The following is a 25,170-nucleotide window of genomic DNA, read 5'->3' on the forward strand; positions in this document are numbered from 1 at the left end:
TCGGCGGGCGGCTCGCGCCGGCGGCCGGGAAACACGGGAAGCCCGCCGGGTGCCGGTACGGGGGTGGCCGGCACCCGACGGGCGATCGGGGCGTGCGGACCGGGCAGCCGGAGCCGAACTGTCCTGCACATGCCCATGAAGCATAGAGGCTCGGCGCCACCCGTGTGACCACTTCGGTGCGGAGCGGTACCGACGCATGAGCGGCGGGCGGACGGACCGGACCCACAGCCCGGGTTCCGGCCCCCGCGCCCCGCCCGAGGGCCTATGCTCCTCCCTCCGCTCCGCGGGCGCCGGGCGGTCGGGCGCCGGGCGGTCGGGCCGGACGTGGCTCCTGACGGTTCGGCGGCTTACGGGGCGGGCGGCGGAAGCACCGCGCAGAGCGCGGCGAGCGCGGCCGGGTAGGCGTGGTCCGGCGGGGTGGCGTAGCCGACCACCAGGCCGTCGACGACCGGCATCGCCGCCGGCCCGGCCGCCGGGTGCCGGTAGTCGGCGAGCCCTTCGACGGCGAGGCCCCGGTAGGCGGCGGCCTTGAGCACCGAGCGCTCGGTGCCGGGCTCCAGCCGCAGCACGGCGTGCAGGCCGGCCGCGATGCCGGTCGCCTCGACGTGCGGGGCGTGCGCGGCCAGGGCGGCGACCAGGCGGTCGCGGCGCTCCCGGTAGTGGCGGCGCATCCGGCGCACGTGCCGGTCGTAGCCGCCGGAGGCGAGGAACTCGGCGAGGGTCAGCTGGTCCAGGGCGCTGGCCCAGCCCTCCCGTTCGCCCTTCGCCGCGAGCACCCGGTCGACCAGGTGGTCCGGCAGCACCATCCAGCCGAGCCGCAGCGCGGGGCTCAGGCTCTTGCTGGCGCTGCCGAGGTAGACGACCCGCTCGGGATCGAGGCCCTGGAGGGCGCCGACCGGCTGCCGGTCGTAGCGGAACTCGCCGTCGTAGTCGTCCTCAAGGACCAGCCCGCCGCGGCCGCGCGCCCAGTCGATCACGGCGGCGCGGCGGGCGGCGTGCAGCGGCCCGCCGGTCGGGAACTGGTGGGCGGGGGTGAGCAGCACCGTCCGGACGTCCGGGTGGCGCGCCAACTCCTCGACCCGCGCGCCTTGTTCGTCGATCGACAGCGGCCGGCCGGCGACCCCGGCGGCGGCCAGCAGCCCGCGGTGGAAGCCCAGCCCGTACGCCTCGACGGCCAGCGGGCCCTGCTCGGCGGGCGGCAGGACGGGCGCCGCACCGTCGAAGAGCAGCCGCAGCGCGTGGGCGAAGCCGGAGCAGACCACGATCCGCTCCGGGTCGGCGCGCACGCCGCGGGCGCGGGCCAGGTAGTCGGCGAGGGCGGTGCGCAGTTCGCGCCGGCCGCGCGGATCGCCCGGGCCGAAGGCCTCGCTGGGTGCGGCGGTGAGGGCGCGGCGGGCGGCGGCGAGCCAGGCGGTGCGGGGGAAGGCGGCGGCGTCGGGCTGCCCTTGGCGCAGGTCGTGCACCGGCCCGGGCCGGGTCGAGGACCGGCGGGCCCGGGCGGGCGGGACGGGCGCGGCGCGCTCGGCGACGGTGGTGCCCGAGCCCTGGCGGGCGGTGAGCCAGCCCTCGGCGACGAGTTCGGTGTACGCCTCGGCGGCGGTGTTGCGGGCCAGTCCGAGGTCGGCGGCGAGGGCGCGGTAGGGGGGTAGCCGGGTGCCGGGCGCCAGCCGTCCGCTGCGGATCGCCTCGCGCAGGGCGGTCATCAGGGCGGCGCGGCGGCCGCCGGTGGCGGGGAGGTCGAGGTGCAGGTCGCTGCCGGTGGGGCGGGCCGGCCCGGGAAGCTGCGCGCCCGGCATGTCCGTCATGGTCCCGACCCTACCGGCCGCCCGTCCGCCGCCCGGCGGGCGGGCTCGCACCCCTTTGCACCGGCTGCGGGACGCACGGGGCTGCCGTGGCCGGAGGGGCTGGAGGGGCCCGAGGGAGGCGTCAGGGGACGACGGTGACCGGCCAGCGGCCGGCCTTCACCAGGCGGACGGCGACCGAGCCGATCACCTTGTGTCCGGCCTGTTCGGAGGCGCCGACCACGACGGCGTCGGCGCGCAGCTCGTCGGCGAGCTTGGCGAGGCCGGTGTAGGGGTCGCCGCGCACGGTCAGGAACTGCCAGTCGACCCGCCACACCCCGCGCACCCGGTGCTCGGCCTCGCGCAGCGCGGCGAGCAGCTCGTCGGCGATCTCCTGGGTGGTCTCCTCCACCACGGCTCCGGCCAGCGCGGTGGCGGCGGCGAGGACGGGCTGGATGTAGGCGACGGCGAGGAGGGAGCCCTGGCGGCGGGCGAGTCCGGCGGCGTAGGCGGTAGCCCGCCAGGAGGAGTCGGAGCCGTCCAGGCCCGCCAGGATCACCTTGGGGCCGTCCGTCCCCAGTTCGAAGCCGCTGGGCGCGGCCACCGCCTCCGGGTCGTGGGCGGCCGCGCCGCCGGTGCCCGGCCCGGGGGCCCCGCCGACCGCACCGCCGACCGCCTCCGCGTCCGCCGCATCGCTCTCGTTGCTCATGGCGACGAGGCTATGCCCGCCACGGTGGGTGGTCACGGCGGGCACTCCGGGTGAGGGCTGTGGCGCGGGCCACCCGGGGCGGCGGCCGCGCGGGCGGATCCGGCACCGGGGGCGGGCGGGCCGTCACGCACTGTCGACGATGTGCGCGGCCTCACACCGCCGTCCGCGTGACCCGGGCCACTTCGAGGGGCTGTTTGATCTTGGAAATAGGTGCAAAACGGGCTAAATCGCCACAATTCCTTGATCCTTACGCCCGGTAACACCCCGCTGACGTGCTCAAACCCCCGAATCCTTGAAACCGCCGCAACCACCCCCGTACCTTCGAACCCGTTGCACCGAGCGATCCGCTCCGCAGGGCCTCAGCCCCGGAGCCGGACGAGGTGCCGGACCACGCGAGTCACGTGTCCCCGAAACCGAGGCCTTCCGAGGGCCTGGTTCCGCGTGCTCGCAGACGCCCTCCGAAAGGACCTTCATGACTTTCCGTAACGAGACCGCCGCTGCCACCACCACTGCCACCCCGAAGCGCCGCAACCGCGTCCGGATGGCTCTGATGGCCGGGGCGCTCACCGCCCTGCCGGTGGCCGGCCTCGTCACGGCCACCAGCGCCTCCGCCGCGCCCGCGACCGTCTGGGACAAGGTCGCGGACTGCGAGGCCACCGGCAACTGGGCCATCAACTCGGGCAACGGCTTCTACGGCGGCCTGCAGTTCACCTCCAGCACCTGGGCCGCCTTCGGCGGCACCGCCTACGCCGCGCAGGCCAACCAGGCCACCAAGGAGCAGCAGATCTCCATCGGCGAGAAGGTCCTCGCCGCCCAGGGCCCGGGCGCCTGGCCCGTCTGCTCCGTCAAGGCCGGCCTGAGCAAGTAAGGCCGCGCGCGAGCAGCGCCGCACGCGACGAAGCCGCCGCATCCCGTCCGGGGTGCGGCGGCTTCGTCGTGCGCCGGTGCCGTGGTGTCCGGGCACGGCCACGGTCAGTTCGGCCCGGTCCGTTCGGCCCGGTCAGTTCGGCCGGGTCAGTTCGGCCGGGGCGGGAGCGGCAGCGGGAGCGCCGGCAGGCCGTCGATGCTGGTGCCGACGTACTCCTTGCGCTCGCAGTAGGCGTTGAACTCCACCTCGTCCTTGCGCTCGAAGTACCGCGCGTGCAGGTCGCGGTCCTCGCGGTAGTCCATCAGCGGCACCGCGTACCCGCAGGAGTCGCTGACCCGCTCGGCCGCGACCAGGACGATCGCCCGCAGGCCCGCGCCGTCCACCGAGGGGTCGAAGCGGCCGAGCAGTTCGGCGAAGCGCGGGTCGTCGCGGAAGACCGGCTCACCGCGGCCGTGCACCCGCACCACCGTCGGCGGGCCCTCGAAGGCCGTCCACATCAGGGTGATCCGCCCGTTCTCCCGCAGGTGGGCGAGGGTCTCGGCGGTGGATCCGCCGAAGTCCAGGTAGGCGAGGGTGAGTTCGTCGAGCACGACGAGCGTGCCGGAACGGCCCTTCGGCGAGACGTTGACATGGCCGTCCGCGGCGAGCGGCGCGGTGGCGACGAAGTAGACGGGCTGCCGTTCTATGAACTCCCGCAGCCTGCCGTCGATGCGTTCGTACTGCTTTCCCATGAGGGTGATGGTGCTCCTGTCTCGCCTGGTAAGAAAGATCGTTCCACTGACTGAGACGTTCCGTCAGGCGCCCGCCGACCCGGCGCCGCCGATACTGGAAGGGTGAGCACCGACGCCACCGAAGCGGCCGACGCACCCGGCGCACCCGGCACACCCGGCGAGACGGTCGACGAGGCCGTGCGCGCCCGGCCCGCCGGCGCGCTGCGCCCGTACCTGGCCCGGTACTCCGGCTACCGGCAACGCGGCCTCGCCCCCGCCGTGCACCGCGGACTGCCCTCCCCGTACCTGACCTTCATCCTCACCCTCGACGAACCGCTGGTGATCAGCGGCCACCCCGACCCCGCCCAACCGGCCGGAATCTACCCGACCCTGCTCGGCGGCCTGCACACCACCCCCGCGCTGATCAGGCACGATGGCGCGCAGTCCGGCGTGCAGGTCGCCGTGCACCCGCTCGCCGCACGGGCCCTGTTCGGACTGCCCGCAGGGGAGTTGGCCGGGATCGACGTGCCGGCCGAGGAGGTGCTGGGGCGGCTCGCCGCGCAGGTGCGGGAGCGGCTGCGCGAAGCCCGCGACTGGCCGGAGCGGTTCGCCGTGCTGGACCGGGCGCTGCTGCGGGCCGCCCGGCCGTCCGGGCAGGTGCCGCCCGAGGTGGCCTGGGCCTGGCGGGCACTGCGGCGCAGCGGGGGTGCGCTTCCGGTGGCGGAGCTGGCCCGGGAGACCGGCTGGAGCGCCCGGCACCTGCAGGACCGGTTCCGCCGGGAGACCGGGCTGACGCCGAAGGCCGCCGCCCGGGTGATCCGCTTCGACCGGGCCCGGCGGCTGCTCGCCGCCGCGTCACCGCCGCCCCGGCTGGCCGAACTGGCCGTCCGCTGCGGGTACTTCGACCAGGCGCATCTGGCCCGCGAGTTCCGCGCCCTGGCCGGGCTGCCGCCGAGCGGGTGGCTGGCGGCCGAGGGCCCGGCGGACGGCAAGTTCCGAAACGTCCAAGGCGGCGCGGGCGGCCCGGGCGCAGAGTGGCAGGAGTGACCGCCCCACCGCCCCACCCGAGGAGCTGACAGCCATGGACGCCACCACCCCGACCGCCCCCGCCCCCGCCCCTGCCCCTGCCCCGCAGGTCTGGCCCGCGCTGCGCGCCGCCGACGCCCGGGCGCTGATCCGCTTCCTGGTCGACGCCTTCGGCTTCCAGGAGGTGGTCAGCTACGGCGAGGGCGACTTCGTCGCGCACGCCGAGCTGGCCTGGCCGGAGGGCGGCGGCGTGATGCTCGGCTCGGACCGCCCGACGCCCGAGGGCGCCGAGCCGTGGCCCGGCCGGCCCGGCACCTTCACCGCGTACGTGGTCACCGCCGACCCGGACGCCGTGCACGCCCGGGCCGTCGCCGCCGGCGCCCGGATCACCACGGGCCTCACCGAGACCGACTACGGCTCGCGCGACTTCGCCGCCGCCGACCCGGAGGGCAACCACTGGTCCTTCGGCACCTACCCGGGCGCGCCGCGCCCGGCCCCGGCCTCGTGACGGCCGCACCGGTGGAGCGGCTGCGGGCGCTGTGCCTGGCGCTGCCGGAGGTCGAGGAGCGGACCAGCCACGGGGAACCGACCTGGTTCGCCGGCTCCGGCCGCCGCGCCCGGGTGTTCGTGACGCTCTCCGACCACCACCACGACGACCGGCTGGCGTTCTGGTGCGCGGCCCCCGGCGGGGCGCAGGAACGGTTCGTCGCCGAGGATCCCGAGCGGTACTTCCGCCCGCCGTACGTCGGCCACCGGGGCTGGCTCGGCGTGTACCTGGACGGGCCGGCGCCGGACTGGCGACGGATCGAGGGCCTGGTCGCCCAGGCGCACGCCCTGGCCGGACCGGGCGGCTAGGGCGCCCCGGGGCGCAGGCCGCCGGCACGCGGCAGACTGGCTGCGGGGGCCACCCGCAGGACGCCACGGAGGCGGCCGATGCCGCAGCTCACGGTGGACGGGCGCACCCTCGCCCTCTCCCACCTCGACAAGGTGTACTACCCGCGCACCGGCACCCTCAAGGGCGAGGTGCTGCGCTACTACGCCGCCGTCCACCACGCCCTGCTCCCCCATCTGCGGGACCGCCCGGTCTCCTTCCTGCGCTGCCCGGACGGCGTCGAGGCGGAGGTGTTCATCGCCAAGAACCCGCCCGCCGGCACCCCGCGCTGGGTCCGCACGGTGGACGTGCCGAGCAGCGGCGGCGAGCTGCGCCAGGTGGTGCTGGACGACGGCGCGGCGCTGCTGTGGGCGGCGAACCTCGGGTGCCTGGAACTGCACGTCCCGCAGTGGCACGCGGCCGCGCCCGCCCTCGCCGACCGGCTCGTCCTCGACCTCGACCCGGGCGAGGGCGCCGACGTCCTCACCTGTCGGGCGGTCGCCCTGCTGCTGCGCGAGCGGCTGGCGGCGGACGGCCTGGCGGCCTGGGTGAAGACCTCCGGCTCCAAGGGCCTGCACCTGCTGGTCCCGATCGAGCCGACGCCCAGCACCCGGGTCTCCGGGTACGCGAAGGCGCTCGCCGCCGCCCTGGAGGCCGAGCACCCGGAGCTGGCCGTGCACACCATGGCGAAGGCCCGCCGCCGGGGGCGGGTGCTGGTCGACTGGTCGCAGAACAACGCCAAGAAGACCACCGCCGCGCCGTACACGCTGCGCGCCCGGCCGCAGCCCACGGTGTCCACGCCGCTCGCCTGGGAGGAGCTGGAGCGGGCCGGACGGGAGCTGGACCTGGTCTTCACCCTCGCCGACGTGCCGGGGCGGATCGCCGCGCACGGCGACCTGTTCGCGCCGCTGCTGGACCCGGAGCGGGCGCGGCCGCTGCCGGCCGGCCCGGCCGTCCTCGCCACCGGCCCGACCGGCCCGGCCGGTCCGGCCGGTCCGGCCGGCTCAGCGCCCCCCACGCGACCGGCCGGCCCCGTGCGACCGGCCGGCCCCGCGCAGCCGGCCGCGCCCGAACCGCCGGCCCGCGCCGCCCAGGTGCTCCGCCCGCCGGTGGAGGTGATGCGGCCCGCCGCCGTCCCCGCCGTCCCGCCCGCGGACGGCCTGGGCGGCGCCGGCGTGCAGTACGAGCTGAAGCTGGACGGCTTCCGCTGCGTCGCCTTCGCCCGGGGCGGGCAGCCCGCGTTCCTGCAGTCCCGCAGCGGGCGCGACCTCGCCGCCGAGTTCCCGCCGATCGCCGCCGCCGTGGCCCGGCTGCCCGAGGGGCTGGTGCTGGACGCCGAGCTGGTCGCCTGGCGCGGCGGCCGGTTCGCCTTCGGGGAACTGCTCCGCACCCGTCAGGCGCGCGCCGCCGCCCCGGACACGGCACTCGGCCTGATCGCCTTCGACCTGCTCGCCCTGCCCGGCCGGGACGTCCGCCGGCTGCCGCTCACCGACCGCCGCCGGCTGCTGCTCGCCGCCCTCGCGGACGTCCCGCCGCCGATCCAGCCCGTCATGGCCACCACCGACCGGGCGGAGGCGCTGGAGTGGATGGACCGGCTCGCCGCCACCGGCGTGGAGGGCCTGGTCTGCAAGGCCGCAGGCTCCTCCTACCGCCCGCGCGGTGCGGGCCACGCCTGGGTCAAGTACCGCCGCAGCGACACCGTGGACGCCACCGTCCACGCGCTCACCGGCCCGCCCCGCCGGCCGCACGCCCTGATCGTCCGGCTCGACGACGGGCGCGTCCTCGCGACCACCCCCCGGCTCACCCCGCCCCAGGCCCGCGAGGTCGCCGAAGCCGCGCGCGCCCACCTCGGCCCGCCCACCACCGACCCCGACCACGGCCCCGTCCACCCGCTCACCACCCCCCTGCGCGCCGAACTCACCGTCACCGGGCGGCCGCCCGCCGCCGTCTTCGTCCGGCTGCGCGGCGACTGACGGCCCGGGCCGGCCGGGCGTCGGGGGGTGGGAGGAGAGGGATCAGGTCCAGTTCCAGTTCTGCGGGGAGTCCCCGGGGATGTAGTCCCAGACCAGCACCGGGTCGCCGTTCTGCGACGGGTCCGTACCGCCGTAGTTCTTGGCGTCCATGAAGTTGAAGGTGCCGCCGGTGTCGGCTCCGCTCTGCAGGCGTGCCCATCCGTCGTGGTCACCGGAGAGCTGGTACCAGACCTGGTTCGGCACGGGGTGCCCGCTGCTGTCGTTGAGGCAGTGCCACAGCTGCACCAGGTGCCCCAGGTAGTCGTTCGGGATGTTGTCGTGGGTGCCGCCGCTGATGTCCATGTCCAGGCACAGTCCGCTGCGCTGGTTGGTGATGGTGAACGCCGGCACACCGCTCGGGGTGGAGACGGGGTGGAAGATCCAGCCCTGCTGCGCCTGGTCGTTGCACACCCACATCTGGACCTTGTCGCCGTTGCGCCACGGGTTCTGGGTCTGGCTGCCGGCCACGTAGTCGGCGTCCAGGCACATGTTGCTCGCGTAGGGGGTGTGCAGCTGCCAGTTCCCGGGGTTCGCCTGCGCCATCCCCGGCGCCCACCAGGCCATGGCCAGGGCCGCCACCGCCGTGAGCGACGTGCGCAGGGCTCGGGTGGTCGTGCGCGGTGCGTTCATCTGGTGCCCCTCCGTCCGCGGTCTCCGCCGGTGGGCCGATACGGCCACCGCGTCCGCCTTGACCGATGGTCGTCAAGAAGGGCGAGACCGGCAAGGGGGTACGCGCCGTTCCGGAAAAGGCAGTTGAGGGACCGTCAGGTCAACGCGGATGCTGCTTCGCCGTCGCGTGCGAGAACTCGGTGACCAGGGCGTCCTCGAACAGCGGCAGGTCGGCGGGCCGGCGGCTGGTGACCAGCGGGCCGGGGCCGTCGTGGCAGACGTGCACCTCCTCGTCGACCCAGTGCGCACCGGCGTTGACCAGGTCGGTGCGCAGGCTGGGCCAGGAGGTCAGGGTGCGGCCGCGGACGGCGTCGGCCTCGATCAGCGTCCAGGCGGCGTGGCAGATCGCGGCGACCGGGCGGCCGGCGGCGCAGTGGGCGTGGACGTGGGCGACGGCGGCCCGGTCCAGCCGGAGGTGGTCGGGGTTGGCGACACCGCCGGGCAGGACCAGGCCGTCGTAGTCGGCCGGGTCCGCCTCGCCGACGAGGGCGTCGACGGCGAAGGTGTCGCCCGGGGTGTGGTGGTGGACGGCCAGGACCCGCCCGGGGGCGGTGGACAGCAGGCGCGGCGTGCCGCCGGACTCGGCGACGGCCTGCCAGGGGGAGGTCAGCTCGACCTGCTCGGCTCCGTACGGCGCGACCAGGAAGGCGATCGTGCGGCCGGTGAGGGTGGTGGACGGCCAGCGCATGGTGGGTGCTCGATTGCTCGGTTACTCGGTTACTCGGCGTGCTCGGCGTGCTCGGCGTGCTCGGCGTGCTCGGCGTGCTCGGTCGCTCAGCGCGGGTGCGGGGTGGTCAGGTCGACGGCGGTCGGCGGGGTGGTGCTGAGCCGGGCACGCGGGCAGTCCAGGTGGACGGTCCGCTCCAGGTGGTCGATCCGGGCGACCAGGCCGACCGTCACCGGCACCCGGGCGCCCGGCACCCAGGGCCCGGCGTCGACCAGCAGGTGGTCGCCGGTGTCCTCCTCGACCCGGCCGAGCGGGCCGTCGACGGCCCGCACCTCGTACCCGACCAGGCTGAGTTCCGCGGCGGGATGGGCGCCCGGGCGGTACTCCCACAGCTCGGTGCCGGTCATGTCACGCCTCCGGCTGGTCCCAGGGCCGGCGCTCCCGGCCCTCCTTGCGTTCCCCACGTTCCCCGTGTTCCCCGCGTTCCCGCTGCTCGCGCCCGTCCTCCGGTTCCGGGCCGGCGGCACGCCGCCCGGCCCGGCGGCGCAGCAGCGCCGAGGCGGCCACCGCGGCCGCCACCGAAGCCGCCCAGACCACTCCGAGGGCGGCCAGGACGGCGGTGGTCGGAGTCCGCACGCCGACGCTCAGGCAGATCGCGGTCATCACCAGGGTGGTCAGCACCACCCCGGCCGTCAGCCGACGCCCCACGCTGCGCCCGACGCCGCGCAGCGTGCCGCCGATCCGGCTCGGCCGCTTGGCGCCCATGGTGCTCAACTTGCGGTCCAGGCGGGTGTCCTGGCGCAGATCGGACTCGATCTCCGCCAGCAGCCGCCGTTCCCATCCGCTCAACGCGGGTCCGTCCATCTCGGTCACCTCCGACACTTCCGGTGACGTGCTCGCACCCGGGCGGTTGCCCGGTACGAGCAGGCGTTAACCGCTCCGGGCGGCGCCTGTTCCGGCGCCCGCCCGGCCGAAGGCCCGTGGGCGGGCGAGCAGACTGTCGTCCAGGACGCGCAGCAGGGCCGCGGCATCGCGGTGGACCTCGGCCGCTCCCGCCGCCCGCAGCTGGGGACCGGCGTCCCCGCCGGCCTCCAGGGCGACGCAGGGCACCCCGATCCGCCGCGCCGCCAGCACCTCGCGCACGCTCCCGGCGACGGCCACGGCGTGCGACGGCGCGCCGTCCACCAGGACCAGCGCGGCGCGCAGCGGATCCGCCCCCGGATCGGTGACGGTCAGCACGGGCGCCCCGGCCGGCCCCGGCCCGGTCAGCACCACCGTCCAGCCCCGAGCTGCGCACTCGCGCAGCAACGCGGCCCCGCCGGGCAGCCCGGGCCGCCAGTCGGTACCGAACAGAGCCGCCGAGATCACCGTCATGGCCACCGCTTCCGTCGACGGCCCACGGGCACACCGGCCCGCAGGCCACGCACCGTACGCGCCCTTCCAGGTTAGGCCGCTCCCCGCCCCACCGCGCAGCCTGCCGCCCCACCACCCCGCCCCCGGCTCCGGGCGCCGGAGGCAGCCCGACCCCCAGCCCGCGAACCGCCTGCGGCTGCCCCCGCGGCGCGTGCCGTGGGGGCAGCCGGCGCACGGCGGGCCGCCCGGGCGCACCCGGGCCACCTCGCCGGCGGGGTGGCGCTCGATCGGCCCGGGCTAGCGTCGCCGCATGGGAGTGGACATCACCGTCGTGGCCGTCGACTGGGCGCACCTGCGGGGCATCGCGCCGGACGCGCGGCTGCCGGCCCTGGAGGAGGCGGCGTACGACGAGGTGGCGGTGGAGGCCGGGTGGGTGTGGCCGGTCGAGCCGGGGCGGGCGTGGCTGGGGCGGTACGAGTTCGCCCGCAGCTGCGGGTCGTACACGCCCCACTTCCGGGCCGGGGAAGCCTGGGGGAACGTCCGGGACGCCGCCGGGCCGGCGCTGCGGGCGGCGCTGGACGGCTTCCTGCTGCCGCTGTTCTGGTACGGCCCCGGCCGGGAGGCCGCCGAGCACGTGGAGCCGGGCGTGTTCCCCGCCGGCGACCGTACGGAGCGGTACGGGCCGCTGGTCGCCGCCGGGCCCGGGACGGTGGCCCGGCTGGACCGGTGCTGGCGGGAGGCCTCCCCCGCGCTGCCGGAGCTGCGCGAGCCGTTCGGGCGGCTGGCCGCGGATCCGGGCGGCTGGATCGAGGACTACGAGGACTTCGCCCGGCTGCTGTCCGGGTGGGGCGAGGTGGTCGGCGAGGCCGGGCGACGCGGCTGGGGTGTCATCGGCCTGCGGATCTAGCCGGTAGGATCCGCAGCCCGCAACCGACCGGGAGAACGAGATGACCACCGACCAAGCTGTGCCGGACTTCAGCACGGCCCGTCTGGAGGCGTTCAGCGACGGGGTGTTCGCGATCGCGATCACCCTGCTGGTGCTGGACCTGAAGGTGCCCGAGGCGGACGCGCTCGACGGGCGGAGCCTCGCCGACGCGCTCGGCCACCAGTGGCCGGCCTACTTCGCGTACCTGGTGAGCTTCCTGGTGATCGGCATCATCTGGATCAACCACCACGCGATGTGCGCGCTGGCCCGCCGGGTCGACCGGCTGACGCTCTTCACCAATCTGCTGCTGCTCCTGACGGTGTCCGTGATCCCGTACCCGACCCGGATGCTGGCGGCCTACCTCACGGCGCGGTCCGACGACGCCCACACCGCCGCCGCCCTGTACTCGCTGACGATGGTCGCCATGGGCGCCGCGTTCTCGCTGCTCTTCCTCACCTTCACCCGCGACGCCCGGGCGCTGCACACGCCCATCCCGCCGGCCGCCCGGCGCGCGGCGCTCCGCCGCTTCGGCGTCGGCGGTGTCGCCTACGTCCTCACCGTCGCCCTGGCCTACACGAGCCCCGTGGCGATGCTCGCCACCCATGCCGCGCTGGCCCTGTACTACTGCTTCGACCAGCTCGCGCCGGCCACCCGCCGGGTCCGGGCGGCGGACTCCGACGACGACTGACCAGCCGTGGTGCCGGGCGAGCCGGATCAGGTTGCCGCAGGTGTCGTCGAGGACGGCGGTGGCGCTCCGGGCCCGGGCGCCCCGGGCGGGTGGTCACCGGCCGGGGGCGATCCGGCCGACGAGGTGGAGCAGCCGGTCGAGGGCGTCCTTGGAGTGGGGTTCGGTGAGGTTGCACATGAGCCGGAAGGCCACCTTCAGCAGGGCCGGGTTGCCGAGCCCGGCGGCGCCGGCCGCGCCGAGCAGCCGGGGGCGGCCGAGCAGGTCGGCGGCGAGCCGGCCGAGCGCGAAGTAGCCGGCGTAGGCGGAGCGCAGGGCCTGCGGGTAGGCGCGCAGCGCGAGTTCGCGGCCGCGGTCGGTGGGGCGGGCGAGTGCCTGGACGGCGGTCTCGGCGGCGAAGCGGCCGGATTCCATGGCGTAGGCGATGCCTTCGCCGGTGCCGGGGCTGACCGTGCCGCCCGCGTCGCCGATGAGCAGCAGCCCGTCCGCGTAGTGGGGTTCGCGGTTGAGGCCCATGGGCAGGGCGGCGCCGCGGATGGGTTCGGTGACGGCCTCGGGGGTGTAGCCGTACTCGGGCGGGAGCCGGTCGCACCAGCGGCGCAGCAGGTCGCGCCAGTCGAGGTCGATGCCGGCGGTGTCGAGGACGCCGAGGCCGACGTTGGCGGTGCCGTCGCCCATGCCGAACACCCAGGCGTAGCCGGGCAGGAGGCGTCGGCGGGAGGAGGCGTGGGGGTCGTACAGGTCGAGCCAGGCCTCGAGGTAGCGGTCGTCGTGGCGCGGGGTCTTGAAGTAGGTGCGGTAGGCGACGCCCATGGCCCGGTCGGTGCGCCGGTGGCGGTTCATCGCGACGGAGAGGCGGGTGGAGTTGCCGTCTGCGGCGAGGACGAGCGGGGCGCGGTACTCGGCGGGTTCGCGGTCCTCGCCGAGCCGGACGGTGACGCCGGTGATGCGGCCGGTCCGCCGGTCGGTCAACGGGCCTGCCACGTTGGCCCGTTCGATCAGGCGGGCACCGGCCGAGGCGGCCCGGCGGGCGAGCAGTTCGTCGAAGTCGGCGCGGCGGCGGACGAGTCCGTACGGGGGGTAGGCGGACAGTTCCGGCCAGTCGAACTCCAGCCGCCGGTGGCCGGCGACGAGGCGCAGCCCCTTGTTGTGGAGCCAGCCGGCGGATTCGGAGACGTCGATGCCCATGTCGGTCAACTGCTTGACGGCGCGCGGGGTGAGGCCGTCGCCGCAGACCTTCTCGCGGGGGAAGGCGGACTTCTCCAGCAGCAGGACGTCCAGGCCGGCGCGGGCGAGGTGGTAGGCGGCGGTGGAGCCGGACGGGCCGGCGCCGACCACGATGACGTCGGCCTCCTCCGCGGTCCGGGCGGCCGGGGCGGGCGTCCGCCCGGGGCCGGGCTGCTCGGCGCCGCGCCGCTCTGGACCGGGCTGCTCTGGACCGGGCAATGCGCACTCCCGCGGGTCGGCTGGGCTGGGTGGGCGAGGGACGGGACCGGGCCGGCGTCGCCACAGCGGCACCAGGGGGCTCGGCGGTCCCAGACGGACGATAGAGAACGGCGGTGCCGGACCGCTCCCCCGACACGCGGACCGGCGGCGTGGACCGGTCAATACCGGCCACCGGGCCCGGGATGTCCTTGAGGTGGTCACGACGGGCACGATTCACGCACAACCGGGTGATCCGATTGTTGCCACGGACTCTCCGCCATATTTCGGCCACAACGGCACAATCCAGCCATTCACCCCTTGCGTCACGTTCTTCGCTGCGGGAACTTTTGTGCCCTTCCCGCCGTACGGTGCCGACCCCCCGGCCGTACCGTCCGCCGGGGGGCTCCCTCCCCACCGCGCAGGCTCGTCCCGGCCTGCCGAACCCGATGGAACACCCATGCACATCCGCTCCACCGCAGCACGCTCCCTGGTGGCCGTCCCGACCGCCGCCGCGCTGATGCTCCTCGCCCCCGCCGCGCACGCCGCCCCGGGTGGCGGCCACGGCGCCCCCGGCAACAACGGCACCGTGAAGATCCACGACGCCGGCACCGGCCAGGAGGACATGCGCAACGAGCCCAAGGTCTGCACCTTCTACCTGGACTCCTTCGGCTTCGACCCGAACCAGGACGTGCTCTGGGCCATCTACGACATGAACGACCCCGCCACGCCCGTTGCCTGGGGCGACCTGCCGGTGCTCGAGGACGGCGACGTCCGCACCGAGGACATCAACCTGCCGGACGGCCACTACAAGCTGTACTGGCAGTCGGTCGAGCTGGTCGACGGCGAGCTGCCGGCCGACGCCGACCTCAACAACCCGAAGCACAAGGTCTTCAAGGTCGACTGCGGCAGCGAGAAGCCCGGCCCGACCGGCAAGCCGACGCCGACCAAGACCCCCTCGGCGACGCCGTCCGCGACCCCGTCCGCGACGCCGTCGGCAACGCCCACGCCGACCAAGACCCCCTCGGCGGGCCCGACCACCCCGGCGACCGGCACCCCCTCGCACGCGCCGTCGCCGACCGCGACCGCCACTGCCACTGCCACTGCCACGCCGACCGGTGCCCCGGTGCCGCCGACCACCGCCCCGGCCACCCCCACGGCCACCGCTGCGCCGACCACCGCCCCGACCACCGCCCCGAGCGGCGTGCCCAGCGCCGGCCCGTCCACCACGCCGACCGCCACCGTCCCGGTGCACACCACCACCCCGGCCGGCACCAGGACCAGCCCGGAGCAGCCGCTGATCAAGCCCGCCAAGGTCAGCACCCCGACCCCGATCCCGGGCAAGAAGCTGGCCTCCACCGGTAGCGACGGCACCCTGCTGTACGCGGGCGCCGGCACCGTCCTGCTGGCCGCCGGCGCGGGCGCGGTGGTCTACACCCGCCGTCGCCGCACCGCCTCCTGACGCGCCACTCCCTGTCGCGTCGGGCTCCCGGAGTCCGGTGGCGCCGCGTCTGAGCCGCGGCACCACCTGACCGGGACACCACTGAGCCCCTGGCCCCGCACACATGCGGCCGGCCAGGGGCTCTCCGTCATTTTCTACGGGCGCGGCGCCCTCACGGGTTCACCGCCAGCACCACGTACCCGGCCAGCACCGCCAGGTGGACGGCGCCCTGCAGCGGGGTGGCCCGGCGCGGGATGACCGTGAGGGTGCCGAGCACGATCGTCAGGGTGAGCAGCACCATGTGCGCCGGGTCCAGGCCGAGGACCAGCGGGCCGGACAGCCAGGTGGAGGCGATGGCCACGGCCGGGATGGTGAGGCCGATGCTGGCGAGGGCGGAGCCGAGGGCCAGGTTGAGGCTGGTCTGCACCCGGTTGCGGACGGCCGCGCGCAGCGCCGCGATGGTCTCCGGCAGCAGCACCATCATGGCGATCACCACGCCGACGACGGCGTGCGGCAGCCCGGCGTCGTCGACGGCGGACTCGATGGTCGGCGAGACGGCCTTGGCCAGGCCGACGACCGAGACCAGGGCGACGCCGAGCAGCAGCAGGCTGAGGCCGGCGGCCCGTACGGTGGGCGGGCTGACGTGGTCCTCCTCGTCCAGCACCCGGCCCTCGGGGGTGACGGGCAGGAAGTAGTCCCGGTGCCGGACGGTCTGGGTGGCGACGAACAGCCCGTACACCACGAGCGAGGCGGTGGCCGCGTAGGTGAGCTGGGTGGTCGAGAACTGCGGGCCGGGCGAGCTGGTGGTGAAGGTGGGCAGCACCAGGCTGAGCGTGGCGAGGGCGGCGATGCAGGCCAGGGCCGCGCCGGTGCCCTCGGCGTTGAACACCGCCGTGCGGTACTTGATCGCCGAGACCAGGATGGACAGGCCGAGGATCCCGTTGCAGGTGATCATGACGGCGGCGAAGACGGTGTCCCGGGCGAGGGTGGAGGACTTGTCTCCGCCGTCCGCCATCAGCGTCACGATCAGCGCGACCTCGATCACGGTGACCGCCACCGCGAGCACCAGCGATCCGAAGGGCTCGCCCGACCAGTGCGCGATCACCTCGGCGTGGTGCACGGCGGACAGGACGGCCGCCACCAGGAAGCAGGCCACCACGCCCACCACCCAGCCGGGCAGGTCTTCGTGCCAGGTCAGGGCGAGGACGACGAACGACACCACCGGAACGACGACGGTCCATTGCGCGGCGGCCGCGCGGAGCTTCGTGATCATGCGCCCGAGGATCCCAGGCCGGAGGGCCGCCGCCCGGGCGCCCACGCCGTGGTTCGTAGGGATGTGGCACAACTCATCCGCTTCCGTCCGGTTTCGTCCGCTCACGCCCGGGGCCGCTCCCGACCGGCCGGCGCCGGCGACAGGTTGGCCGATTTCAGGCCTCGCTTCCGAATGGTCATCAGACGAACGGCAGCCCGGTGCAGGTGAACCGATCCCCGGCCGGACGTCGAGTTGTCCGCATACCGAACATTCGGCGAACGGTTGCAGCACGTAGTTGAATCGTCACCATGAGTGTGACGCAACACACAGTGGGCATGTGCACACTCCCCGTGTAAGACTCATCTCAAGGAGTGAGATCCCCTTCGTTTCCAAGGAGGTTCATAACATGCGCGCTCGGATCGCAGCTGTGGTGCTGACGGTGGCAGGGATAGCCGGACTGGCCGCAGGGCCGGCCGCGGCCGCCACCGCCACGGCCCTGCCCGGCACCACGGCCTGCACCGCGGTGGTCAACCACCCCTGCCTCTCGCACGAGGCGGACGGTGACGGCGTCGTCGGCGTCGCCCGGGTGAGCGCCCAGCCGGACCAGTTGACCGTCGTCCGGGTCGAGATCCGCACCCAGGCCGCCTGGGGCAGCCCGTGGCAGACCGTCGCCGCCGCGACCACCGTGCGCTTCGGCTCGGCCGAGGCCACGACCCCGCGCGTGACCGCCAGCGGCCCGCGGCTGGTCTGCGCCACCGCCGGCCCGGCCCTCGAGGCCGACAAGCAGGTCACCACCTGTACCAACCCGTTCTGACCGCAGGCCGGTTGAGAACGACCACGGACCGGGGGCGATCGCGCCCCCTCCCCCAGGGCCGGCCGCCGGAGCCCGCAACCCGGCGGCCGGCCCGCCCGGCCCGCCCGACCGACCCCCGTCCGTCGCCGCCGATCCGTCCGCGCGCCCCGCCACCAGGGAGAACGCCGGAGCCGCCGCGGACGTCCGACCAGCGGACCCGGGTGGACCTGGGGCCCCCGTTCACGGCAAACTGGTCTAGACCTCGAAGGTCTAGACCTCAGCCACGCCCCAGAACGGTGGACCAGTATGGAAATCGTGATCGTCCCTGACCCCGCAGCGGCCGGCGAACTCATCGCCGCGGCGATCACCGATCTGCTGACCGACAAGCCCGACGCGCTGCTCGGCGTGGCCACCGGCTCCACGCCGCTGCCGATCTACCAGTCCCTGGCCGCCCGGGTCGGCGACGGCCGGCTGGACGCCTCGCGGGCCCGGATCTGCCAGCTGGACGAGTACGTCGGCCTGCCCGCCGGCCACCCCGAGTCCTACCGCTCGGTGGTGCTGCGCGAGGTCGTCGAGCCGCTCGGCCTCACCGAGGAGTCCTTCCTCGGCCCGGACGGCAACGCCGCCGACATCGCGGCCGCCGCCACCGCCTACGACCGCGCGCTGGCCGAGGCCGGCGGCGTCGACCTCCAGCTGCTCGGCATCGGCACCGACGGCCACATCGGCTTCAACGAGCCCTGCTCCTCGCTCTCCTCCCGCACCCGGATCAAGACCCTGACCCGGCAGACCCGCGAGGACAACGCGCGGTTCTTCGACAGCCTCGACGAGGTGCCCCACCACGTCATCACCCAGGGCATCGGCACCATCCTGGAGGCCCGCCACCTGGTGCTGCTCGCCACCGGCGAGGCCAAGGCCGAGGCCGTCGCCCTCGCCGTGGAGGGCCCGCTCGCCGCCGCCGTCCCCGCCTCCGCGCTGCAGCTGCACCCGCACGCCACCGTGGTAGTCGACGAGGCCGCCGCCTCGAAGCTCAAGCTCGCCGACTACTTCCGCGACACCTACGCCGCCAAGCCGGCCTGGCAGAAGCTCTGAGCGCCCGCCACCCGGCGCCCGCCGGGTGACGCGCACCGCACGACGACGGCCGGGGCGCCGCACCACCGAGGGGATCGGCGGTGCGGCGCCCCTGCCGTTCGTCCGACCCTGCCGTTCGTCCGACCCGACGGCTCCGGACAGCAGGCGTGCAGGAAATTGGAGTTGTGGAGTCGTATTCGCTAGCGTTCCGAACGTGAGGCTGACCAAGAGCACCGACATCGCCCTCCGGATCGCCATGCGGCTGGCCGTCCTGGGGGAGGGCGACCACCCGACCACCCGCGAGGTGGCCGAGGCGGTCGGCGTGCCGTACACCCACGCGGCGAAGGTGGTCAGCCGGCTGCAGCACCTCGGCGTGGTGGAGGCCCGGCGCGGTCGCGGCGGCGGGCTGATGCTCACCTTCGCGGGCCGGACCGGCTCGCTGGGGCTGCTGCTGCGCGAGCTGGAGGGCGTCGGCGACGTGGTCGGCTGCGAGGACGAGCCGCCGTGCCCGCTGCGGGCCGCCTGCCGGCTGCGCGGGGCCCTGCGGGGCGCCCAGGAGGCGTTCTTCGCCGCGCTCGACCCGCTCTGCGTCGACGACCTGGTGGCCCCGCCCACCGGGCCGGTGCTGCTGAGCCTCACTGCCCGCGCCACCGACTGATCGCACACCCCCGGGGAGCCGGTCCCGCCGCGCGCCCTTTAATGCGAATCTGAGATACCGATAAGGAGTCGTCTGATGCTGTCCGCGAAGTCCGCCGAGGTCGTCGAAGCCACCCTGCCCGTCGTGGGCGCCGCGATCGGTGACATCACCCCGCGCTTCTACGACCGGCTGTTCGCCGCGCACCCGGAGCTGCTGCGCGACCTGTTCAACCGGGGCAACCAGGCCAACGGCACCCAGCGCGAGGCCCTGGCCGGCTCGATAGCCGCCTTCGCGAGCGCGCTGGTCGCCCACCCCGGGCAGCGACCGGACGCGATGCTGGCGCGCATCGCGCACAAGCACGTCTCGGTCGGCATCGCCGACGACCAGTACAAGGTCGTCCACGAGCACCTGTTCGCCGCCATCGTCGAGGTGCTCGGCGAGGCCGTCACCCCCGAGGTCGCCGCCGCCTGGGACGAGGTCTACTGGCTGATGGCCAACGCGCTGATGGCCGTCGAGGACCGGCTGCGCGCCGAGGCGGCCGCCGCCGACGGCGACCCGGCCGACCTGTGGCGCCCGTACACCGTCGTCACCCGCCACCAGGAGACCGACGCCGTCACCACCTTCGTCGTCCGCCCCGCCGACGGCCGCCCCGTCCCGACCGCCCGCCCCGGCCAGTACGTGTCGGTGCGCGTCGAACTCGCGGACGGCGCCCACCAGATCCGCCAGTACAGCCTGTCCGGCACGGCCGACGGCGCGCTGCGCTTCAGCGTCAAGCGCGAGCCCGGCGGCGAGGTCTCCCAGCACCTGTACGAGCACCTGCCCACCGGTGGCACCGTCGAGCTGGCGCCGCCGCTGGGCGACGTCTCGCTCGCCGAGGGCGACGGCCCGGTGCTGCTCGCCTCCGCCGGCATCGGCAACACCCCGATGACCGCGATGCTCGGCCACCTCGCCGCCACCGGCTCCACCCGCCGGGTGATCTCCGTGCACGGCGACCGCGACCAGCTCCGCCACGCCTTCCGCGCCGACCTGGAGCAGCTGACCGCCGCGCTGCCGAACGCCGTCGCGCACGTCTTCTACGAGCGGCCGCTCGGCGCGTGGCCGGCCGAGCGCACCGGCCTGGTCGACCTGTCGACCGTCGAGGTCCCGGCCGGCACCACCGCCTACCTGTGCGGGCCGCTGCCCTTCCTCAAGCACGTCCGCGAGCAGCTGCTGGCGGCGGGCGTCCCGGCCGCCGACATCCACTACGAGGTGTTCGGGCCGGACCTCTGGCTGGTCTGAGATCCGGAACTCCCACCCCGGCGGCGGGACGACCGGAAGGAGCCGGGTGCACGGGCCGCGCACCCCGGAGGTGCTGCTGGTCACCCCGTGACGGTCACCGCCTGAGCTCCAGCGTGCAGCACTTCGCCCCGCCGCCGCCCTTCAGCAGTTCGGAGACGTCCACCGGGACGGGCTGGTAGCCGTGCTCGGCGAGCCGGCCCGCGAGGTTCTTCGCCGCCTCCGGCAGCAGCACCCGGCGGCCGTCCGAGACCGCGTTCAGCCCGAACACCTCGGCGTCCTCCCGGTCGGCGAGGATCGCGTCCGGGAACAGGGTGCGCAGCGCCGCCCGGCTGTCCGCGTCGAAGGCCTCCGGGTAGTACATGACGTGGTCGTCGGCGAGCACCGCGAGCGCGGTGTCCAGGTGGTAGAAGCGCGGGTCGACCAGGGTCAGGCTGACCACCGGGACGCCGAACAGCCGGGCCGCCTCCGCGTGGGCGGCCCGCGAGGTGCGGAAGCCCGTCCCGGCGAGCACCCGGCCGCCCGCCACCAGGTGGTCGCCCTCACCCTCGTTGACGTGCCCGGCCCGGTGCACCTCGCGGTAGCCGCGCTCGCGGAACCAGGCCTGGTAGGCCTCGGACTCGGCGGCGCGCTCCGGGTGGCGGAAGCTCGCCACCAGCGCCCGGCCGTCCAGCACCGTCGCGCCGTTGGCGGCGTAGACCATGTCGGGCAGGCCGGGCACCGGCTCGATCAGCTCGACGGTGTGGCCGAGGTGGCGGTACGTCCGGTACAGCCGCTCCCACTGCCGGACGGCGAGGGCGGTGTCGGTGGGCTGCGCGGGGTCCATCCAGGGATTGATCGCGTAGTCCACGGTGAAGTAGGTCGGCCGGCACATCAGGTAGCGCCGCGGCCGGGCGGTGCGCTCCGGGGTCTGGCTGGGCATGTCCTCAACCGTCCTTGGGGTGGGGGCTCAGGGTGTCGTCCGTTCCTGGGGCGGCTGCCCCGGCGCCGCCGTTCGCACACCCGCGCGGGCGCCCCCGCCGGGCGCAACCCCCCGCGCACCCGGCGCGAGCCCCGGCGCACGGCCCGTTACGGCACACCGCCCGGCCGCTCCGGGCCCGGCGCGCGGAGGGTACGTGGTCCATCTCACGCCCCGCCAGGGTCACCTACGGTGGCGTAGGTCACTTGATTGGGTGAACCATCTCTTTCATGCCGCATCTCCAGGAGACCCTTGACATCAGTTCCTACGCCGCGCTCGGCGACAGCTTCACCGAGGGCCTGAACGACCCCGGTGTCGACGGTGCCTTCGCCGGCTGGGCCGACCGGCTCGCCGGACTGCTCGCCGCCGGCCGGCCGCAGAACCGGTTCCGCTACGCCAACCTGGCCGTGCGCGGCCGGCTGCTCGACCAGATCGCCGCCGAGCAGGTGCCGCAGGTCGAGCGCCTCCAGCCCGACCTGGTCACCTTCTGCGCCGGCGGCAACGACATCCTGCGCCCCGGCAGCGACCCCGACGAGGTGGCCGTGCGCTTCGAGGCCGCCGTCGCCCGGCTCGCCGCCAACGCCGGGACGGTGCTGATCTGCACCGGCTTCGACACCCGCGAGATGACGCTGCTCAAGCACCTGCGCGGCAAGGTCGCCACCTACAACGGGCACATGCGGGCCGTCGCCGACCGCTACGACTGCAAGGTCGCCGACCTCTGGTCGCTGCGCTCGGTGCAGGACCGCCAGGCCTGGAGCGAGGACCGGCTGCACCTGTCCCCGGAGGGCCACCAGCGGGTCGCCCTGCTGGCCGCCCGCTCGCTCGGCCTGCGCACCGAGCAGGACCCGGAGGCCCCGTGGCCGGCCGCGCCCGTCCTGTCCCCCGCCGACCAGGCACGGGAGAACATCCAGTGGGCCCGCGAGCACCTCATCCCCTGGGTCGGCCGGCGCCTGCGCGGCGAGTCCTCCGGTGACCACGTCGAGGCCAAGCGGCCCGACCTGCTGCCGCTCTGACGGCGCGTCAACTACCTGACGGTGTGCCGGGCCGAGCCCGGCCCGGCACACCCCGGGAACCACCGCGCCGCCCCGGACGTCACTCCTCCGGATGAACGATCCGTGCAGCTCACGGGCCGTCGTCGGACCGAACGGGATGGGTGGGGAGTCGTGGCGGACAAGGTGAGTGGCAACCAGCAGGGCACGGCACGGCGGCAGTTCGCGGTCACCGGTTTCGCGACCGGCGGGGACGGCCGGGCCGCGCGGGCCAAGGAGCGCGGCAGGGCGCTGCGGGACCGGGTGCCCCGGGAGCGGCACGCCCGGTTCGCGCCCGCCCCCGGCCGGCCGAGCGCCGTCGAGGCGATCGAGGCCTCCAACGCGGGCCGGCTCGCCGCCCTGGTGCCGATCCGGATCGGCCGGATGGCCGCCACCCCGTTCGCCTTCCTGCGCGGCTCCGCCGGGCTGATGGCCGCCGACCTCGCGGGCACGCCCGTCACCGGGGTCGGCGCCCAGCTGTGCGGTGACGCGCACGCCGCCAACTTCGGCCTGTACGGCGACGCGCGCGGCCAACTCGTCATGGACATCAACGACTTCGACGAGACCGTGCCCGGCCCCTGGGAGTGGGACCTCAAGCGGCTCGCCGCCAGCCTCGTCCTCGCCGGGCGCGAGACCGGGGCGAGCGAGGCGATCGCCCGCGAGGCCGCCCAGCACGCGGCCGGCTCCTACCGCCGCACCATGCGCACCCTCGCCAAGCTGCCCGCGCTCGACGCCTGGAACGCCGTCGCCGACGAGCAGTTGGTCTCCTTCACCGAGGCGCACGACCTCGCCGAGGTGCTGCGGAAGGTCGGCGCGAAGGCGCTCGGCAACACCAGCGCCAGGTTCGCCGCCCGCAGCACCACCCGGACCGCGGACGGCGGTTGGCGGTTCACCGCCGCTCCCCCGGTGCTCACCGAGGTCTCCGACGCCACCGCCCGGGCCGTCGCCGAGGCGCTCGGCCCGTACGTGGCGACCGTGCCCGCCGAGGTGCGCACCCTGCTCTCCCGCCACCGGGTGCAGGACGTGGCCTTCCGGGTCGTCGGCACCGGCAGCGTCGGCACCCGCTCGTACGTCGTGCTGCTGACCGACCACCGCGACCAGCCGCTCGTGCTGCAGGTCAAGGAGGCCCGCCCGTCCGCGCTGCTGCCGCACCTCGCCGGCGCCGGGCCGGTCGACCACGAGGGCCGGCGGGTGGTGCTCGGGCAGAAGCACATGCAGGTCGTCAGCGACACCCTGCTCGGCTGGACCACGGTGGACGGACTCCCGTACCAGGTGCGGCAGTTCCGCAACCGCAAGGGCAGCGTCGACCCGGCCGCGCTGCTGCCCGGCCAGCTCGACGACTACGCGCGGATCACCGGCGCCCTGCTCGCCCGCGCCCACGCCCACACCGCCGACCCCGGCCTGCTCGCCGGCTACTGCGGCCGCAACGAGGCCCTGGACGACGCCGTCGCCACCTTCGCCGTCGCCTACGCCGACCGGACCGAGGCCGACCACGCCGACCTGCTCGCGGCCGTGCGCAGCGGGCGCCTGCCCGCCGAGCGCGGGGTCTGAGCGGGCGCTGAGCGGGCTGGGCTCTACCGGGCCAGGAACGGCGCGACCGCGGCGACGAACTCGGCCGGCGCGGCGGCGTGCACCAGGTGGCCGGCCTCGATCGTGACCAGCCGGCAGTCGGGGATCAGCCGGGCCAGCTCGGCGATCCGCTGCTGCGGCACGTGGCTGGCCGGGCCGCCCGCGACCGCCAGGGTGCGGGCGGTGATCGCGGACAGGCCCTCCCGCCAGGCCGGGTCCGGGCTGTCGAGTTGCGCCTTGACGGCCCGGACCATCGCCCAGTCGAAGTGCGCCGGCTGGTCCGCCCCCGCCGCGGGCGGGCTCGCCGGGCGCGGGTGCAGCGCGGGGATGTCCTCCAGGACCAGCCGGTCGACGCGCTCCGGCGCGGCCTGGGCGACCAGGACGGCGACGACGCCGCCCATCGAGTGGCCGACCAGGTCGACTCGGTCCAGACCGAGGGCGTCGAGGAAGGCGAGCACGTCGTCGCGCATCTGCGGCAGGCCGTACGCGGCGGTGCGGCCGCTGTCGCCGTGGCCGCGCAGGTCGGGTGCGTACACCCGGTGCCCGGGGGCGAGTTCGGGCAGCACCACCTCCCAGTCGGCGGCGCGCTCGCCGAGCGCGTGCAGCAGCACCAGCGGCGGGCCGCCGGGCCGTCCGCTCACCCGGTAGGCGAGCGTCACCTCGGGCAGGTCCACGGTTCGAACATCCGTCATGACCACCACCCTAGGCGTGGTGCGGCGGCCGGGCGCGGCCGCTTCGCCGACCGCTAAGCGGTCGGGGACCACCGGAGGCGGTACGGTGCTGAGCCATGACCCGTGCCCAAGAGGATTTCCTGGCCGTGGCCCGTACGGCCGAGCAGCTGCTGCGCCGCCCGGAGGTCGCGGCCGCCTGGCAACGTCCCAGTGCGCTGGCCGAGTTCAGCGTCGCCGGCCTGGCCGGCCACCTGGCCTACCAGGTGCTGTCCGTGACGCAGGTCCTGGCCGGGCCGGTGCCCGAGGAGGAGACCGTCCCCCTGCTCGGGCACTACCAGCGGTCGAAGTGGCTCGGCGCCCCGCTCGACGCGGACATCAACGTGCGCCTGCGGGAGGGCGGCGAGGAGATCGCGGCCGAGGGGCCGGCCGCGCTGGCCGAGGAGTTCGGCGCGGCGATCGCGGAGCTGACGGGCGCGCTGGCGGCGCAGGACGGCGGCCGGCCGGTGCGGCTGCCGTTCTGGGGGGCGTGGTCGCTCACCCTCGACGACTTCCTGACCACCCGGACGATGGAACTGGCCGTCCACAGCGACGACCTGGCGGTCAGCGTGGACGTCCCGACCCCCGAGCTCCCGCCGGAGGCCACCGACGCGGTGGTCGGCCTGCTGGCCCGGCTCGCGGTGTGGCGCCACGGGTCGGTGAACGTCCTGCGCGCCCTCAGCCGCGCGGAGCGGGCGCCGGGGAGCATCGCCGCGATCTGAGGTCCGCGCACGGCGGCGCGCC

At 75.4% G+C, this 25,170-nt stretch carries 27 protein-coding genes and 1 pseudogene; 16 read left to right on the forward strand and 12 right to left on the reverse strand.

Annotated elements, in window-relative coordinates; genetic code table 11:
- Nucleotides 1-347: 347 nt before the first annotated feature.
- Nucleotides 348-1,805, reverse strand: coding sequence for a PLP-dependent aminotransferase family protein (locus AB2U05_RS01270; RefSeq protein ID WP_369182142.1), 1,458 nt, complete (start codon nucleotides 1,803-1,805; stop codon nucleotides 348-350).
- Nucleotides 1,806-1,926: 121 nt separating this feature from the next.
- Complete coding sequence (locus AB2U05_RS01275) at nucleotides 1,927-2,490, reverse strand: universal stress protein (RefSeq protein WP_369182143.1); 564 nt, start codon at nucleotides 2,488-2,490, stop codon at nucleotides 1,927-1,929.
- Between the two features lie 472 nt (nucleotides 2,491-2,962).
- Here AB2U05_RS01275 and AB2U05_RS01280 point away from each other — a divergent pair, with 472 nt between their 5' ends.
- Nucleotides 2,963-3,358: a transglycosylase family protein gene (locus AB2U05_RS01280; protein ID WP_369182144.1), complete on the forward strand. Its 396-nt coding sequence runs from the start codon at nucleotides 2,963-2,965 to the stop codon at nucleotides 3,356-3,358.
- A 146-nt stretch (nucleotides 3,359-3,504) separates the two neighbouring features.
- Here the strand turns inward: AB2U05_RS01280 and AB2U05_RS01285 are convergent, their stop codons facing one another.
- The gene (locus AB2U05_RS01285; protein WP_045710572.1) at nucleotides 3,505-4,089 is read right to left on the reverse strand and encodes a pyridoxamine 5'-phosphate oxidase family protein; all 585 of its coding nucleotides are present in this window, start codon (nucleotides 4,087-4,089) and stop codon (nucleotides 3,505-3,507) included.
- Between the two features lie 102 nt (nucleotides 4,090-4,191).
- Between AB2U05_RS01285 and AB2U05_RS01290 the strand changes: the two genes are divergently transcribed.
- From AB2U05_RS01290 to AB2U05_RS01310, 5 genes and pseudogenes are all read left to right on the forward strand, one after another.
- Nucleotides 4,192-5,115 (forward strand): helix-turn-helix domain-containing protein, encoded by a 924-nt coding sequence (locus tag AB2U05_RS01290; RefSeq protein WP_369182145.1) that lies wholly within the window; start codon nucleotides 4,192-4,194, stop codon nucleotides 5,113-5,115.
- 34 nt (nucleotides 5,116-5,149) lie between these two features.
- Nucleotides 5,150-5,602 carry a VOC family protein gene (locus AB2U05_RS01295; RefSeq protein ID WP_369182146.1) on the forward strand — a complete coding sequence of 151 codons (453 nt, stop codon included), beginning with the start codon at nucleotides 5,150-5,152 and terminating at the stop codon, nucleotides 5,600-5,602.
- Nucleotides 5,599-5,949, forward strand: coding sequence for an MmcQ/YjbR family DNA-binding protein (locus tag AB2U05_RS01300; RefSeq protein WP_045710570.1), 351 nt, complete (start codon nucleotides 5,599-5,601; stop codon nucleotides 5,947-5,949). The genes AB2U05_RS01295 and AB2U05_RS01300 overlap by 4 nt, the downstream gene beginning before the upstream one ends.
- A gap of 78 nt (nucleotides 5,950-6,027) precedes the next feature.
- Nucleotides 6,028-6,906, forward strand: a pseudogene (ligD, locus tag AB2U05_RS01305) (non-homologous end-joining DNA ligase); the annotation flags it as partial.
- Nucleotides 6,907-7,083: 177 nt separating this feature from the next.
- Complete coding sequence (locus tag AB2U05_RS01310) at nucleotides 7,084-7,938, forward strand: DNA ligase (protein ID WP_244178754.1); 855 nt, start codon at nucleotides 7,084-7,086, stop codon at nucleotides 7,936-7,938.
- 42 nt (nucleotides 7,939-7,980) lie between these two features.
- On the opposite strand, the gene AB2U05_RS01315 is transcribed toward AB2U05_RS01310, so the two are convergent.
- The 5 genes from AB2U05_RS01315 to AB2U05_RS01335 form a co-directional block, all read right to left on the reverse strand.
- Nucleotides 7,981-8,607, reverse strand: a complete 627-nt coding sequence (locus AB2U05_RS01315; RefSeq protein WP_369182147.1) for an RICIN domain-containing protein — start codon at nucleotides 8,605-8,607, stop codon at nucleotides 7,981-7,983.
- 139 nt (nucleotides 8,608-8,746) lie between these two features.
- On the reverse strand, nucleotides 8,747-9,334 hold the full coding sequence (locus AB2U05_RS01320; RefSeq protein WP_045696052.1) for a type 1 glutamine amidotransferase domain-containing protein: 588 nt from the start codon (nucleotides 9,332-9,334) through the stop codon (nucleotides 8,747-8,749).
- A gap of 86 nt (nucleotides 9,335-9,420) precedes the next feature.
- A complete protein-coding gene (locus AB2U05_RS01325; protein WP_045696049.1) occupies nucleotides 9,421-9,720 on the reverse strand; it encodes a hypothetical protein in 300 nt (99 codons plus the stop codon).
- Nucleotide 9,721: 1 nt separating this feature from the next.
- The gene (locus AB2U05_RS01330; protein ID WP_157882094.1) at nucleotides 9,722-10,177 is read right to left on the reverse strand and encodes a hypothetical protein; all 456 of its coding nucleotides are present in this window, start codon (nucleotides 10,175-10,177) and stop codon (nucleotides 9,722-9,724) included.
- A 66-nt stretch (nucleotides 10,178-10,243) separates the two neighbouring features.
- A complete protein-coding gene (locus AB2U05_RS01335) occupies nucleotides 10,244-10,687 on the reverse strand; it encodes a hypothetical protein (RefSeq protein WP_052706655.1) in 444 nt (147 codons plus the stop codon).
- Nucleotides 10,688-10,976: 289 nt separating this feature from the next.
- Here AB2U05_RS01335 and AB2U05_RS01340 point away from each other — a divergent pair, with 289 nt between their 5' ends.
- Both AB2U05_RS01340 and AB2U05_RS01345 read left to right on the forward strand, forming a co-directional pair.
- Entirely contained in the window at nucleotides 10,977-11,573 is a 597-nt protein-coding gene (locus AB2U05_RS01340) for a hypothetical protein (RefSeq protein WP_045696042.1), read from the forward strand.
- Nucleotides 11,574-11,613: 40 nt separating this feature from the next.
- Nucleotides 11,614-12,279, forward strand: a complete 666-nt coding sequence (locus AB2U05_RS01345; RefSeq protein ID WP_045696039.1) for a TMEM175 family protein — start codon at nucleotides 11,614-11,616, stop codon at nucleotides 12,277-12,279.
- Between the two features lie 93 nt (nucleotides 12,280-12,372).
- Here AB2U05_RS01345 and AB2U05_RS01350 read toward each other — a convergent pair whose 3' ends face one another.
- Entirely contained in the window at nucleotides 12,373-13,722 is a 1,350-nt protein-coding gene (locus AB2U05_RS01350) for a geranylgeranyl reductase family protein (RefSeq protein WP_078859845.1), read from the reverse strand.
- A gap of 436 nt (nucleotides 13,723-14,158) precedes the next feature.
- On the opposite strand from AB2U05_RS01350, the gene AB2U05_RS01355 reads away from it, so the two are divergent.
- Nucleotides 14,159-15,160 carry an LPXTG cell wall anchor domain-containing protein gene (locus AB2U05_RS01355; RefSeq protein WP_369182148.1) on the forward strand — a complete coding sequence of 334 codons (1,002 nt, stop codon included), beginning with the start codon at nucleotides 14,159-14,161 and terminating at the stop codon, nucleotides 15,158-15,160.
- Nucleotides 15,161-15,311: 151 nt separating this feature from the next.
- Here AB2U05_RS01355 and AB2U05_RS01360 read toward each other — a convergent pair whose 3' ends face one another.
- Nucleotides 15,312-16,412 carry a calcium:proton antiporter gene (locus AB2U05_RS01360; RefSeq protein ID WP_045696038.1) on the reverse strand — a complete coding sequence of 367 codons (1,101 nt, stop codon included), beginning with the start codon at nucleotides 16,410-16,412 and terminating at the stop codon, nucleotides 15,312-15,314.
- 385 nt (nucleotides 16,413-16,797) lie between these two features.
- On the opposite strand from AB2U05_RS01360, the gene AB2U05_RS01365 reads away from it, so the two are divergent.
- The 4 genes from AB2U05_RS01365 to AB2U05_RS01380 all read left to right on the forward strand — a co-directional run bounded on the left by AB2U05_RS01365 (nucleotide 16,798) and on the right by AB2U05_RS01380 (nucleotide 20,167).
- Complete coding sequence (locus AB2U05_RS01365; RefSeq protein WP_157882093.1) at nucleotides 16,798-17,205, forward strand: hypothetical protein; 408 nt, start codon at nucleotides 16,798-16,800, stop codon at nucleotides 17,203-17,205.
- 285 nt (nucleotides 17,206-17,490) lie between these two features.
- A complete protein-coding gene (locus tag AB2U05_RS01370) occupies nucleotides 17,491-18,273 on the forward strand; it encodes a glucosamine-6-phosphate deaminase (RefSeq protein ID WP_045696034.1) in 783 nt (260 codons plus the stop codon).
- A 193-nt stretch (nucleotides 18,274-18,466) separates the two neighbouring features.
- Entirely contained in the window at nucleotides 18,467-18,910 is a 444-nt protein-coding gene (locus tag AB2U05_RS01375; protein WP_045696032.1) for an Rrf2 family transcriptional regulator, read from the forward strand.
- A gap of 75 nt (nucleotides 18,911-18,985) precedes the next feature.
- Nucleotides 18,986-20,167 carry a globin domain-containing protein gene (locus AB2U05_RS01380; RefSeq protein ID WP_369182149.1) on the forward strand — a complete coding sequence of 394 codons (1,182 nt, stop codon included), beginning with the start codon at nucleotides 18,986-18,988 and terminating at the stop codon, nucleotides 20,165-20,167.
- Between the two features lie 94 nt (nucleotides 20,168-20,261).
- Here AB2U05_RS01380 and ddaH read toward each other — a convergent pair whose 3' ends face one another.
- Nucleotides 20,262-21,086 (reverse strand): dimethylargininase, encoded by an 825-nt coding sequence (gene ddaH, locus AB2U05_RS01385; RefSeq protein WP_045696028.1) that lies wholly within the window; start codon nucleotides 21,084-21,086, stop codon nucleotides 20,262-20,264.
- Between the two features lie 266 nt (nucleotides 21,087-21,352).
- Here ddaH and AB2U05_RS01390 point away from each other — a divergent pair, with 266 nt between their 5' ends.
- Both AB2U05_RS01390 and AB2U05_RS01395 read left to right on the forward strand, forming a co-directional pair.
- Nucleotides 21,353-22,135 carry an SGNH/GDSL hydrolase family protein gene (locus AB2U05_RS01390; protein WP_045696025.1) on the forward strand — a complete coding sequence of 261 codons (783 nt, stop codon included), beginning with the start codon at nucleotides 21,353-21,355 and terminating at the stop codon, nucleotides 22,133-22,135.
- 150 nt (nucleotides 22,136-22,285) lie between these two features.
- Nucleotides 22,286-23,701, forward strand: a complete 1,416-nt coding sequence (locus AB2U05_RS01395) for a DUF2252 domain-containing protein (protein WP_369182150.1) — start codon at nucleotides 22,286-22,288, stop codon at nucleotides 23,699-23,701.
- Nucleotides 23,702-23,724: 23 nt separating this feature from the next.
- Here the strand turns inward: AB2U05_RS01395 and AB2U05_RS01400 are convergent, their stop codons facing one another.
- Entirely contained in the window at nucleotides 23,725-24,411 is a 687-nt protein-coding gene (locus AB2U05_RS01400) for an alpha/beta fold hydrolase (RefSeq protein WP_045696019.1), read from the reverse strand.
- 95 nt (nucleotides 24,412-24,506) lie between these two features.
- On the opposite strand from AB2U05_RS01400, the gene AB2U05_RS01405 reads away from it, so the two are divergent.
- The gene (locus AB2U05_RS01405; RefSeq protein ID WP_045710558.1) at nucleotides 24,507-25,148 is read left to right on the forward strand and encodes a maleylpyruvate isomerase N-terminal domain-containing protein; all 642 of its coding nucleotides are present in this window, start codon (nucleotides 24,507-24,509) and stop codon (nucleotides 25,146-25,148) included.
- Nucleotides 25,149-25,170 lie beyond the last annotated feature (22 nt).

The organism is Streptomyces sp. Y1, assembly GCF_041053115.1.
Taxonomy (GTDB): Bacteria; Actinomycetota; Actinomycetes; order Streptomycetales; family Streptomycetaceae; genus Kitasatospora; species Kitasatospora rubellomurina.